This is a genomic window from Massilia sp. BGA-UO-ETr-WB1 (genome assembly GCF_059567845.1).
Window position 1 is genome coordinate 526,283 of record NZ_JCAQOT010000024.1, and the last position, 12,463, is coordinate 538,745.

10 protein-coding genes are annotated in these 12,463 nt (G+C 63.4%); 2 read left to right on the forward strand and 8 right to left on the reverse strand.

Translation table 11 applies throughout. The features are described from left to right. Nucleotides 1–17: 17 nt before the first annotated feature. Complete coding sequence (locus tag AC56DV_RS15540) at nucleotides 18–1,286, forward strand: MFS transporter (RefSeq protein ID WP_496315177.1); 1,269 nt, start codon at nucleotides 18–20, stop codon at nucleotides 1,284–1,286. 10 nt (nucleotides 1,287–1,296) lie between these two features. Then, nucleotides 1,297–2,307 (forward strand): substrate-binding domain-containing protein, encoded by a 1,011-nt coding sequence (locus AC56DV_RS15545; protein WP_496315178.1) that lies wholly within the window; start codon nucleotides 1,297–1,299, stop codon nucleotides 2,305–2,307. Here the strand turns inward: AC56DV_RS15545 and AC56DV_RS15550 are convergent. The 8 genes from AC56DV_RS15550 to AC56DV_RS15585 all read right to left on the reverse strand — a co-directional run bounded on the left by AC56DV_RS15550 (nucleotide 2,304) and on the right by AC56DV_RS15585 (nucleotide 12,398). After that, on the reverse strand, nucleotides 2,304–2,729 hold the full coding sequence (locus tag AC56DV_RS15550; protein WP_496315179.1) for a putative toxin-antitoxin system toxin component, PIN family: 426 nt from the start codon (nucleotides 2,727–2,729) through the stop codon (nucleotides 2,304–2,306). The two genes, AC56DV_RS15545 and AC56DV_RS15550, sit on opposite strands and share 4 nt — an antisense overlap. Next, nucleotides 2,713–2,952 carry a hypothetical protein gene (locus tag AC56DV_RS15555; RefSeq protein WP_496315180.1) on the reverse strand — a complete coding sequence of 80 codons (240 nt, stop codon included), beginning with the start codon at nucleotides 2,950–2,952 and terminating at the stop codon, nucleotides 2,713–2,715. The genes AC56DV_RS15550 and AC56DV_RS15555 overlap by 17 nt, the downstream gene beginning before the upstream one ends. Before the next feature lie 33 nt (nucleotides 2,953–2,985). After that, nucleotides 2,986–3,195, reverse strand: a complete 210-nt coding sequence (locus AC56DV_RS15560; RefSeq protein ID WP_057158467.1) for a hypothetical protein — start codon at nucleotides 3,193–3,195, stop codon at nucleotides 2,986–2,988. Nucleotides 3,196–3,274: 79 nt separating this feature from the next. Next, entirely contained in the window at nucleotides 3,275–3,637 is a 363-nt protein-coding gene (locus AC56DV_RS15565) for a glyoxalase superfamily protein (RefSeq protein ID WP_496315181.1), read from the reverse strand. A 3-nt stretch (nucleotides 3,638–3,640) separates the two neighbouring features. Continuing rightward, a complete protein-coding gene (locus AC56DV_RS15570; protein ID WP_496315182.1) occupies nucleotides 3,641–4,384 on the reverse strand; it encodes a hypothetical protein in 744 nt (247 codons plus the stop codon). 269 nt (nucleotides 4,385–4,653) lie between these two features. Then, nucleotides 4,654–4,848: a hypothetical protein gene (locus tag AC56DV_RS15575; RefSeq protein WP_496315183.1), complete on the reverse strand. Its 195-nt coding sequence runs from the start codon at nucleotides 4,846–4,848 to the stop codon at nucleotides 4,654–4,656. Between the two features lie 582 nt (nucleotides 4,849–5,430). Continuing rightward, nucleotides 5,431–8,730 (reverse strand): fused isobutyryl-CoA mutase/GTPase IcmF, encoded by a 3,300-nt coding sequence (icmF, locus tag AC56DV_RS15580; protein WP_496315184.1) that lies wholly within the window; start codon nucleotides 8,728–8,730, stop codon nucleotides 5,431–5,433. A gap of 110 nt (nucleotides 8,731–8,840) precedes the next feature. Then, nucleotides 8,841–12,398 (reverse strand): indolepyruvate ferredoxin oxidoreductase family protein, encoded by a 3,558-nt coding sequence (locus tag AC56DV_RS15585; protein ID WP_496315185.1) that lies wholly within the window; start codon nucleotides 12,396–12,398, stop codon nucleotides 8,841–8,843. Nucleotides 12,399–12,463: the final 65 nt, after the last annotated feature.

Below are 12,463 nucleotides of genomic sequence, written 5' to 3' on the forward strand. Positions count from 1 at the left end.
AAAATACCGGAGACACCATGAACAAGCAGCGCATCCTGTTCGCCCTGTTTTTGATTTACTTCGTATTCGCCATCCTGCTCAACAGCGTGGGCACGGTGATCCTGCAGGTGATCGGCAATTACGGCGTGACCAAGTCCGGCGCCAGCGTGCTGGAGGGCTTCAAGGACCTGCCGATCGCCATCGTCTCCTTCCTGGTGGCGTCCTTCCTGCCGCGCATCGGCTACAAGAAGGCCATGCTGGCCGGGCTGGCGCTGGTGACCTTCGCCTGCATGGCGATGCCGCTGGTGCCTGGCTTCCTCACCACCAAGCTGCTGTTCCTGTGCGTGGGCGTGGCGTTCGCGCTGGTGAAGGTGTCGGTGTATTCCACGCTGGGGCTGATCGCGGCGGACCGCAAGCAGCACGCCAGCATCATGAACACGCTGGAAGGCTTCTTCATGGTGGGCGTGCTCAGTGCCTACTGGGTGTTCGGCTACTTCATCGATTCGGACAATCCGCAATCGCAAAGCTGGCTGCAGGTCTACTGGGTGCTGGCCGCGCTGTGCGCCATGACCTTCGCGCTGGTGCTCACCACGCAGTTCGACGAGAGCACCGCCGCCCTGCCGCCCGAGCGCAGCCTGGCGCAGGACTTCGCCGCCATGCTCAAGCTGTTCTTCAAGCCGCTGGTGTGCGTGTTCGTCATCACCGCCTTCCTGTACGTGCTGATCGAACAGAGCGTGGGCACCTGGCTGCCCACCTTCAACAACGAAATCCTCAAGCTGCCGGCGGCCATGAGCGTGCAGGTGACCAGCATCTACGCGGCCTGCCTGGCGGTGGGGCGGCTCTCGGCCGGCGTGCTGATGCGCAAGCTGAACTGGTACCCGGTGATGAACGGCTGCGTGCTGGGCATGGGCGCCATGGTGCTGCTGGCGCTGCCGCTCACGCACGACATCGCGCACGACCCGTTCGTCACCTGGTCCACCGCGCCGGTGGCGGCCTTCCTGTTCCCGCTGATCGGCCTGTTCATGGCGCCCATCTACCCCGGCATCAATTCGGTCATGCTGAGCTCTTTGCCGAAGAACCAGCACTCGGCCATGACCGGCCTGCTGGTAATCTTCTCGGCGCTGGGCGGCACCACCGGCTCGCTGGTCACCGGTTATGTATTCGGCAACTTCAGCGGCCACTTCGCCTTCTACCTGACCCTGGCGCCCATCTCTATCATCTTGATAATGTTGTATTTTTTCAAAAAGTCGGTGGATGCGGGGGCGGATGGCTATGGTGGCTCAGCTATAATCACCGGTCAGCATTGAAGCCTCCGCCATGAATTTGAAGAGTCTTGCCAACCTGCTTGGCATGTCCAAAACCACCGTAAGCCGGGCACTGAACGGGTATCCCGAAGTGAACGTGCACACGCGCGAGCGTGTGCTGGCGGCCGCGCGTGAGGCGGGTTACGAGGCCAATCCGCTGGCGCGCGGGCTGGCGGTGGGGCGCACCAATGTGTTCGGCATCATCTACCCGCTGCTGCCGGCGGACCTGGGCGACGCCATGTTCCTGCACACCGTGGGCGGCATGACGGAAGCGCTGGAAGCGCGCAAGATGAACTTCATCATCGGTCCCGTGTCGGCCAACAACGAGCTGGCTGCGTACGAGCAGATCGTGCGCGGGCGGCGCGTGGATGGCCTGGTGGTGAGCCGCACCCTGGTGCGCGACGAGCGCATCGCCTTCCTGAGCAAGGCCGGCTTTCCCTTCGTGGCGCACGGCCGCACCGAGCTGGACTCGCCGTACGCGTGGTTCGACTACGACAACGAGGCCGGCATCCGTATGGCGGCGGCCTGCTTGCTGGAGCAAGGGCACCGGCGCATCGCGCTGTTGAGCGCCCCGCTGGAAATGAACTTCGCCCGCCAGCGCAGGGACGCCTTCCTGGCCGCCTTGTCCGGCGCGGGACTGGGCGCCGATCCGCGCTACCTGATTTCGGACACCATCGACCGCCGCAGCGGCCACCAGGCCATGCAGCAGCTGCTGGCGTGCTCGCCGCGGCCCACCGCCGTCATCGTCGACAACCATTTGTCCGGCGTGGGCGCGGTGCGCGCGCTGCTCGATGCGGGCGTGGAGATTGGAAAAGAAATGTCCGTCATCGTGTGGGGCAGCCTGGCCGACACGCTGGCCGGCGCCAACGTCACCACGATAGACCAGCCCGACCCGGCGGGCGCCGGCGCCAAGATGATCGACATGCTGCTGGCCCTGTCGTCCGGCACGCCGGCCGGCGAGCTGCAGGTGCTGTGGCAGCCGGTCCTGCTCCCCGGCGCCACTGTCGGCCGCTGCCCCTCCTAATACGTTTGCCGCGCCAGCAGCGCCCAGGCATCGGCCGCGTTCAATATCGGGATCTGCTGGTATTGCCCAAGGCTGAGCAAGTCCTTATCCCCGGTGACGATCACATCCGCTTGCGCTGCCAAGGCGCAGGCCAGCACGACGTCGTCATCCGGATCACGGCAGATTGGCGGGATCATCGGCAAATTGCCGACTAATCTTGCGAGAGCTACATAGCCCTCGCTGATTTCCAGCGCCTGCAATCCGTGGTCCTTGAGCCTGAGATCGAACTTGGGATTGGCAAGCGCTTCGCTGAGCTCCGTGATGAGTTCTTCGCAGGTGAATATTGCAAGTTGCGAGGCCATTGCTGCCTGCATGATGCGTCGCGGTGGTCCATTCCAGAGCGCGCCGGAAACGACCACATTCGTGTCAAGTACCCACCGCATCGAATCTGGCCGACCGCGCTTTGCGTAATGCGTCTTCGACTTCTTCCGGCGTCATTGCATCCCGGTCATCAGACATCGCCGCCATAGCGCGTCCCATTGCGCTAACGCGGCGCAGGCGTATTTCTTCACGCAGGATGGCGCACAGTACGCTGGGTTCCAGCAGTCCGAAGTCTGACGCCGCGCTAGCCAAGTCGTCTGGCAAGGCAATTTGAACTGTAACCATGGCGGTGCTCTCCTTTTTAGAAGTGTACACCCACTACTTGCGCCGGCGGCGCGGGGGCGGTTCGGGGTCTTGTTCGGGTTCGGATTCGGTCGCCAGCCGGTGCGAGACGGCGAAGATGTCGGCGAAGGTGCGGCGGCGGATTTCGTTTTGCAGTAGCTCGGCCAGGGTGACTGGATCGAGCAGGCCGAGCTCGCCGGCGTCATGCACCAGCTGGTCGGGTAAGGAGATGTGTATGGTCGTCATGGGCCCTCCGGTTTGACCCAGCATAGGCGAAGGCCGGACGCCGATATTGATTATTCTCCTGCTGAGCTCACTTAGCCGCCTAAGCGGACAACGCCGTGAAGCGGATGCGGTTGCCGAACGGGTCCCACACCGTCATCTCGCGTCCCCAGTCGCGCTCCTCGATGCCGGGCCGCATATTCCTATATTGCCTGGCGTTCAGTTCCGCATGCAGCCCGTCGAGATCGTCCACATGCACCAGCAAGGCCATGCCGGGCGAGCCGTCGCCGTGATGCTCGCTCAAGTGCAGCGCCAGCTCCCCGCGCCGCAGCTCTATGTAGAGCGGCGCGTCCGGCTCGAAGCGGTGCTCCCACTCCACTGCAAAGCCGAGGAAATCGACATAAAACTCCCGGGCCTTGGCCTCGGAAAAACTGCGCAGGATGGGGATGGCTGGAGAAAGTTGCACGGTCTATTCCTTGCTGGTTTCGTCTGCCGGCAAGTGTAGCAGGACGGCCGCCCTCAACTGCTCGGAGTGCTTATAGAGGTCGTCGATATGTTCAAGCGCATGACGCTCTTCCTCCTTTTTGCTGTTGAACAGGCCGACCGCCAGTTTTTGTGCATTGTTGAATCTAAGACGGCATACAGGCTTACGATTATTGTCGTCGAGCAGAATGGCGCAGTAGCTTTGAGCATCGCGCATGATGATTCGCCGAGGGCTGACGATGTCGCGCAAAATGGCTTGGACGATATGGAAGCCTTCAATTTCTTCCGCCGTCGTGACTATCCCTGCTTCGTCTGGGGTCTCGGTGGTCAGAACCGGTGCAGGTTCGGATAGCGCAGGTTCGGGCGTCATCGCCCCTTTCAGGCGATCATTTATGCGTTCGCTTAACAACTGCTCAAAGGCTCGCTTTGTCAGCAGCGTAAAGCCGATCTTGCTCTTCGAGTGCAAAAAATGTGGTGGGGATGTTCGTTTGCTCGCCGAATTGACCCTGTCCGATTGACCCGCCTTCCACTGCCTGGCGAACGCCGCCACGCGGTCGTATGACCCCTCGTAACCCAGCTCCTTCAGGTCCTCGTGGATCTGCTTCAAATTGCGTCGCTGCTTGCGCGGCTTGACCGTCTCGGCCTTGAGCCACCCCGATAGCTGCAATGAGTATTTGTCCAGCGCGCTGGACGCTCGCCGCTCCGCATAGGAGGGCTCTGTGATTGCCATCGCGAAGAACTGCGTAGTCGACTTTCTCTCCTTTTTTGGTGCCCACGTCAGCGATGAGTTCAGGTGTTACTTCTGTCGGGTCAAAAACGTTATATCCGAGAATCTGGATGAAGGGCATGACCATTGCGTTTTTGGTTGCCTCTTCAGTTTGAATGAGACTTTTGGTGGCGGCAATGCGCGTAGCCAATGTCCTCAATTGATCAATCATATCCATTGCGCCTCCGAGTTGTTCTAGGAAAGTGTTGCTATAGCGCAGTTTTGCATGGATTTTAAATATTTGTAAAAAAATTAATATAACTATCAATATGCAATTGTGAGGAGACGTTGCTTACACGAAGAATTGCGTCGCTTACGCGAAGTATTGGAATCGATCCATATGCCGCAAGCGACACCGGGTCCTTGTCATCACTTACGATGGCGTCGGTGTGTACGGCGTTCGCGGAAGCAAGCACGATGTCGTCCATGAGATCTCTGCAAATTTGTGGGATCTGAGTGGGCAAGGACGCCGATCTGGCAACGCTGCGTAATGATTGCTTAGTTGCGATGCATCGGTATGGATGAGTGCTAGCGGGGGTGGAAAATTTCTTGCGCTGCAGAACCGTCAGCAGTTCAATGAGCAATGCTTCGTAAGTCTAGAGCTCGGCTTTGCCTCGTACTGCGGCGGAAAGTAGCTGCTTGGGAGTTCCACCCCAAAGCATGGCTGAAATCACGACGTTGGTGTCAAGAGCAAGTCGCACGCTTTTTCACCCTGGCTGCGCGAATTTCGGCCTGAATTTCATCTTCCGTCATTGGGACGAAACCTGCGGCGGATAAACCCTCGGAAACTGAGCAGATGTCAGCGAGCGCGTGGCACCGGATTTCTGTCTGCAGGAGTTGGATCAGCGCGGGGGGATTGAGCAACCCAAGTTGGGCTGCGGCTTGGGCCAGCCCTCGTCAGGGAGCGTAGGGTGATTGTTGCCATGGCTGCCTCGCCGGATGGAGTGTTCACTCCAGTCTAGCACCGGCAGGAACGGGAGGCGTTAATTTGCCTCCCGCTTCGTACTTCTTTACATATTGCGGCGGTACTGGCCGCCGACTTCGAACAGCGCGGCGGTGATCTGGCCCAGCGAGCAGACGCGCACGGCGTCCATCAGCTTGGCGAACACGTTCTCGTTGTCGATGGCGGCTTTCTGCAGCGCGGCCAGGGCGGCCGGGGCGGCTGCCGCGTGGCGCGTGTGGAACTCTTCCAGGCGCTTGAGCTGCGACTGCTTTTCATCGTCGGTGGAACGCGCCAGCTCGATCGGCGCCGGCACGTCGGACGCCTTCGGATTGCGGAAGGTGTTCACGCCGATGATGGGCAGCGTGCCGTCGTGCTTCTTGTGCTCGTACAGCATGGACTCTTCCTGGATCTTGCCGCGCTGGTAGCCGGTTTCCATCGCGCCCAGCACGCCGCCGCGCTCGGCGATGCGCTCGAACTCCTGCAGCACCGCTTCTTCCACCATGTCGGTCAGCTCGTCCATGATGAAGGAGCCCTGGTTCGGGTTCTCGTTCTTGGCCAGGCCCCACTCGCGGTTGATGATCAGCTGGATCGCCAGCGCGCGGCGCACGGATTCGTCGGTCGGCGTGGTGATCGCTTCGTCGTAGGCGTTGGTGTGCAGCGAGTTGCAGTTGTCGTAGATGGCGATCAGCGCCTGCAGCGTGGTGCGGATGTCGTTGAAGTCGATCTCCTGCGCGTGCAGCGAGCGGCCCGAGGTCTGCACGTGGTACTTCAGCTTCTGCGAGCGGTCGTTGGCGCCGTACTTGTCGCGCATGGCCACGGCCCAGATGCGGCGCGCCACGCGGCCCAGCACCGTGTATTCCGGGTCCATGCCGTTGGAGAAGAAGAACGACAGGTTGGGCGCGAAATCGTCGATGTGCATGCCGCGCGCCAGGTAGGCTTCGACAAACGTGAAGCCGTTCGACAGCGTGAACGCCAGCTGCGAGATCGGGTTCGCGCCCGCCTCGGCGATGTGGTAGCCGGAGATGGACACGGAGTAGAAGTTGCGCACCTGGTGGTGCACGAAGTATTCCTGGATGTCGCCCATCACCTTGAGCGAGAACTCGGTGGAGAAGATGCAGGTGTTCTGGCCCTGGTCTTCCTTCAGGATGTCGGCCTGCACGGTGCCGCGCACGTTCTGCAGCACCCAGTCCTTGATCTTGGCCGCTTCGTCGTCGCTCGGCTGGCGCTTGTTCTCTTCGACGAATTTGTCGATCTGCTGGTCCACGGCGGTGTTCATGAACATGGCCAGGATGGTCGGCGCCGGGCCGTTGATGGTCATCGATACCGAAGTGCTCGGGCTGCACAGGTTGAAGCCGTCGTACAGCACCTTCATGTCGTCCAGCGTGGCGATCGACACGCCCGAGTTGCCCACCTTGCCGTAGATGTCCGGGCGCAGCGCCGGGTCGGCGCCGTACAGCGTGACCGAGTCGAAGGCGGTGGACAGCCGCTTGGCGTCCATGCCGGTGGAAACCAGCTTGAAGCGGCGGTTGGTGCGGAAGGCGTCGCCTTCGCCGGCGAACATGCGGGTCGGGTCTTCGCCCTCGCGCTTGAAGGCGAACACGCCGGCCGTAAACGGGAAGGAGCCCGGCACGTTCTCGGACATCAGGAAGCGCAGCACTTCGCCGTCGTCTTCATAGCGCGGCAGCGCCACTTTGCGCACCTTGGTGCCGGACAGCGTGTGCGCGACCAGGCGCGTGCGGATTTCCTTGTCGCGGATTTTCACCACGTAGTCGTCGCCCGCGTAGGCGGCCTGCATGTCGGGCCACTGGGCCAGCAGCTTCTTGGCGCCGGCTTCCATGGCGCTGTCGCGGTCCGCGATCAGTTCGTCGAAATGGGCGCCCAGGTCCAGGCCGGCCTTGGCGGCGGCCAGCATGCGCTTGGATTCGCGCAGTTGCTGGCGTTCGCGCGCCAGCTTCACCTGCTTGGCGGTGTTCTTGTGGTAGCCGCGCACGGTGTCCGAAATCTCGGCCAGGTAGCGCGCGCGCGCCGGCGGCACGATCACGTGCTTGCCGCTGCTGAAGCGCACTTCGGACTTGGGCAGGGCGCCCGGCACGGTCTTCATGCCGAATTCGGCCAGCTTGCCCACCAGGCCCTGGTACAGCGCGGTCACGCCGTCGTCGTTGAAGCGCGACGCCTGGGTGCCGTACACCGGCATTTCCTCGGGCCGCTTGCTCCACAGTTCGCGGTTGCGCTGGTACTGCTTGGCCACGTCGCGCAGCGCGTCCTGCGCGCCCTTGCGGTCGAATTTGTTGATGGCGATGAAGTCGGCGAAATCGAGCATGTCGATTTTTTCCAGCTGCGAGGCGGCGCCGAACTCCGGCGTCATCACGTACATGGAAACGTCGACGTGCGGCACGATGGCGGCGTCGCCCTGGCCGATGCCGGAGGTCTCGACGATCACCAGGTCGAAGCCGGCCACTTTGCAGGCGGCGATCACGTCCGGCAGCGCCTGCGAGATTTCGGAGCCCGCTTCGCGCGTGGCCAGCGAGCGCATGAACACGCGCGACTGCCCGGCCCAGGGCGCGATGGCGTTCATGCGGATGCGGTCGCCCAGCAGCGCGCCGCCGGATTTGCGGCGCGACGGGTCGATGGAGATGACGGCGATGTTGAGCGCGTCGCCCTGGTCCAGCCGGATGCGGCGTATCAGCTCATCGGTCAGCGAGGATTTGCCGGCGCCGCCGGTGCCGGTGATGCCCAGCGCGGGCACCGGCAGGTGCTCGGCGGCGGCGCGCAGTTCGGCGCGCAGTTCAGGCGTGGCCTTTTCGTTTTCCAGCGCGGTGATCAGCTGGGCCAGCGGGCGGTGGCGGCTGGCGATCTCGCCTTGCTGCAGCGGCGCCAGCGCGGTGGGGGAGTACTGCGACAAGTCGATGTCGCACTGCTGCACCATCCACTGGATCATGCCCACCAGGCCCATGCGCTGGCCGTCTTCCGGGCTGAAGATGCGGGTGACGCCGTAGGCGTGCAGGTCGGCGATTTCCTCGGGCACGATCACGCCGCCGCCGCCGCCGAACACCTTGATGTGGGCGCCGCCGCGTTCGCGCAGCAGGTCCAGCATGTATTTGAAGTATTCGACGTGGCCGCCCTGGTAGCTGGAGATGGCGATGCCTTGCACGTCCTCCGCCAGCGCGGCGGTCACCACTTCGTCCACCGAGCGGTTGTGGCCCAGGTGCACCACTTCCACGCCGTTCGATTGCAGGATGCGGCGCATGATGTTGATCGAGGCGTCGTGGCCGTCGAATAGCGAGGCGGCGGTGACGAAGCGTACCTTGTTGGCCAGCTTGGCCTGCTCGGGCACGGCGGCGAGTTTCGGAGCGGAGAGGTCGTTCATGGGTGTCCTTGTCGTTCTGGAACGCGAGAATTTTTATTATATGACGTTTACGTTAACGTCAAGTCAAGCGAAATCGCGGCGGCCGCAGCCGCCGCAATCGCCGCGATGCCTCAGGCGGCGTGCTGGTGGCCGCCGCCCAGCGCGGCCAGCAGGCGCGCTTTCTCGGCGCGGAACTCGGCCACCGCTCTTTCCTTCACATGGCCGAAGCCGCGGATCTTCTCCGGCAGTTGCACCAGCGCCACGGCCGTGTCGTAGTTGCCGGCGTTCAACTGCGCCAGCACGGTGCCGACCAGCTCGCGGTACTCGGCGATCAGCGCGCGTTCCATCTTACGCTCTTCCGTGTAGCCGAAGACGTCGAACGCACCGCCGCGCAGGCCTTTCAGCTTGGCCAGCAGCTTGAACGCGCTCCACATCCACGAGCCGAATTCGGCTTTCACCAGGTGGCCCTTGGCGTCCTTCCTGGCCAGCAGCGGCGGCGCCAGGTTGAACTTCAGCGAGAAGTTGCCTTCGAACTGGGACTGCAGCTGCTCGACGAAGCGGCCGTCGGTGTACAGGCGCGCCACTTCGTACTCGTCCTTGTAGGCCATCAGCTTGGACAGCGACTTGGCCACGGCCATGGACAGCTTGTTGCCCAGGTTTAGGCCCGCATCCTTGGCGCGCACCTGCTGCACTAGCTGTTCGTACGACGCGGCGTAGCCGGCGTTCTGGTAGCCGGTCAGGAACTCGACGCGCTTCTTGATCACCGCTTCCAGGCTTTGCGGCATCTGCACCACGATGACCTGGGCTGGAATCGCGGTCTTCTCCACGCGCTTCAGGTCCACGGCGGCGCGGCGGCCCCACAGGAAGCTCTTCTTGTTCGCTTCCACGCCCACGCCATTGAGTTCGATGGCGCGCAGCAGCGACGCTTCGGTCAGCGGGATGCGGCCGCGCTGCCAAGCGTAGCCCAGCATGAACAGGTTGGCGGCGATGGAGTCGCCCATCAGCGCGGTGGCCAGCTTGGTGGCGTCGATGAAGTCGGCGCTGTTGTATTGGCTCGCGCCCACGGATTCCTCGATCAGCGCGCGCACTTCGGCGGCCGGGTACTGCCAGTCGGCCTGCTGCGCGAAGGTGCCGGGCGGCTGCTCGTGCAGGTTGATCACGGCCAGCGTGCGGCCCGGACGCATCTTGGACACGGCGTCGGCCGCGCCGGCGGTCAGCATGTCGCAGCCCAGGATCAGGTCCGCCTCGCCGGTGGCGATGCGCTGCGCGCGCAGGTGGGCCGGCGACTTGGCCACTTTCACGTGCGAGGTGACCGAGCCGTTTTTCTGCGACATGCCGGTCATGTCCAGCACCGACGCGCCTTTGCCTTCCAGGTGCGCGGCCATGCCCATCAGCGCGCCGACGGTGATCACGCCGGTGCCGCCGATGCCGTTGATCAGGATGTTGTAGGGCTGCTCGCATTCAGGCAGCGCCGGCACGGGCAGTTCGTCCCAGCCGTCGGCCGCTTTGTCCTTGCTCACGCCGGTCTTCGATTTCTTCAGCGAGCCGCCTTCCACCGTCACGAACGACGGGCAGAAGCCCTTCACGCACGAGTAGTCCTTGTTGCAGGAGGACTGGTCGATGGTGCGCTTGCGACCGAAGTCGGTTTCCTTCGGCAGGATGGACACGCAGTTGGACTGCACGCCGCAATCGCCGCAGCCTTCGCACACGGCCTCGTTGATCACCATGCGCTTGTTCGGGTCGGGGAACTCGCCCTTTTTACGGCGGCGGCGCTTCTCGGCGGCGCAGGTCTGGTCGTAGATCAGCACCGTGCAGCCTTCGATCTCGCGCAGTTCGCGCTGCACCGCGTCGATCTCCTTGCGGTCGTGCAGCGAGACGATGGAGGGCAGGGCGGAGCGGTCGGTGTAGCGGCTCAGGTCTTCGGTCACCAGCGCGATGCGCTTGATGCCTTCGGCGGCCATCTGCTGCGCGATCATCGGCACCGACACGGTGCCGTCCACCGGCTGGCCGCCGGTCATGGCGACGGCGTCGTTGTACAGGATCTTGTAGGTGATGTTGACCTTGGCCGCCACGGCGGCGCGGATGGCCAGATAGCCGGAGTGGAAGTAGGTGCCGTCGCCCAGGTTCTGGAACACGTGCGGCACTTTCGAGAACGCGGCCTGGCCGATCCACGGTGCGCCTTCGCCGCCCATGTGGGTGGTCAGCTTGTTGTACTCGGGGTAGATCGAGGTGGCCATCACGTGGCAGCCGATGCCGGCCAGCGCGAAGCTGCCGTCCGGCACCTTGGTGGAGGTGTTGTGCGGGCAGCCGGAGCAGTAGAAGGCCGGGCGGAACGGCGTGTTGATGGCTTTCTTGAGCACTGCGTCCTTGGCGTCCAGGAAGGTCAGGCGGGCCTTGATCTGGTCCTGGATGTTGGTGTCGGTGATGTACTGCTTGATGCGCGAGGCGATCACGCGCGCCACCTGCGACACGGAGAAGTCGGCCTTGGGCGGCAGCAGCCATTCGCCGCGCGGGGCCACCCACTCGCCCTTGTCGTCGAACTTGCCGATCACGCGCGGGCGCACGTCGTCGCGCCAGTTGTACAGCTGTTCCTTGAGCTGGTACTCGACGAACTGGCGTTTTTCTTCCACCACCAGGATCTCGTCCAGGCCCTGCGCGAATTCGCGCACGCTGTCCGGCTCCAGCGGCCACGGCATGGCCACCTTGAACAGGCGCAGGCCGACCGTGGCGGCCATGGCTTCGTCGATGCCCAGTTCTTCCAGCGCTTCCAGCACGTCCAGGTAGGACTTGCCGGAGGCGATGATGCCCAGCTTGGCGTCGGCCGAATCGATGGTGGTGTGGTTCAGCTTGTTTTCGCGGGCGTAGGCCAGGGCGGCGTAGATCTTATAGTCCTGCATCAGCGCTTCCTGGTTGCGCGCCTGCTGGCCCAGCGGGATGGCCGACAGGCGGGCGTTCAGGCCGCCTTCCGGCATATGGAATTCCTTGGGCAGCTTGACGTCCACGCGGAACGGGTCGGCATCGATCGAGGCCGACGATTCCACCGTGTCGGCCAGCGCCTTGAACGCCACCGCGCAGCCGGAGAAGCGCGACATGGCCCAGCCGTGCACGCCCAGGTCCAGGTATTCCTGCACATTGCACGGATACAGCACCGGGATCATGCAGGCCGAAAAGATGTGGTCGGACTGGTGCGGCAGGGTGGACGAGTAGGCGCCGTGGTCGTCGCCGGCCACCAGCAGCACGCCGCCGTGCTTGGAGGTGCCGGCGTGGTTCATGTGCTTGAAGACATCGCCGCAGCGGTCCACGCCCGGGCCCTTGCCGTACCACATGGCGAACACGCCGTCGTACTTGCTCTCGCCGATCAGGTCCACCTGCTGCGAGCCCCACACGGCGGTCGCGGCCAGGTCCTCGTTTACGCCCGGTACGAACTGCACGTTGTGCGCTTCCAGGTGCGGCTTGGCCTTCCACAGGTTCTCGTCCAGGCCGCCCAGCGGCGAACCGCGGTAGCCAGAAATGAAACCGGCGGTGTTCAGGCCGGCGGCGGCGTCGCGGATCTGCTGCATCATCGGCAGGCGCACCAGGGCCTGGATGCCGGAGAGGAAGATGCTGCCGGAGGTGGCGGTGTATTTGTCGTCGAGCGTGACGGTGGTCAGGCGTGAAGCTGCCTTGGCTGGCGCCGTATTTTCGGCCATGGTGATGTCTCCAAATGGTGTTCGGGTGGTTCGCCGTACCGCCGCCGCGCCGGGTAAGCGCAAGC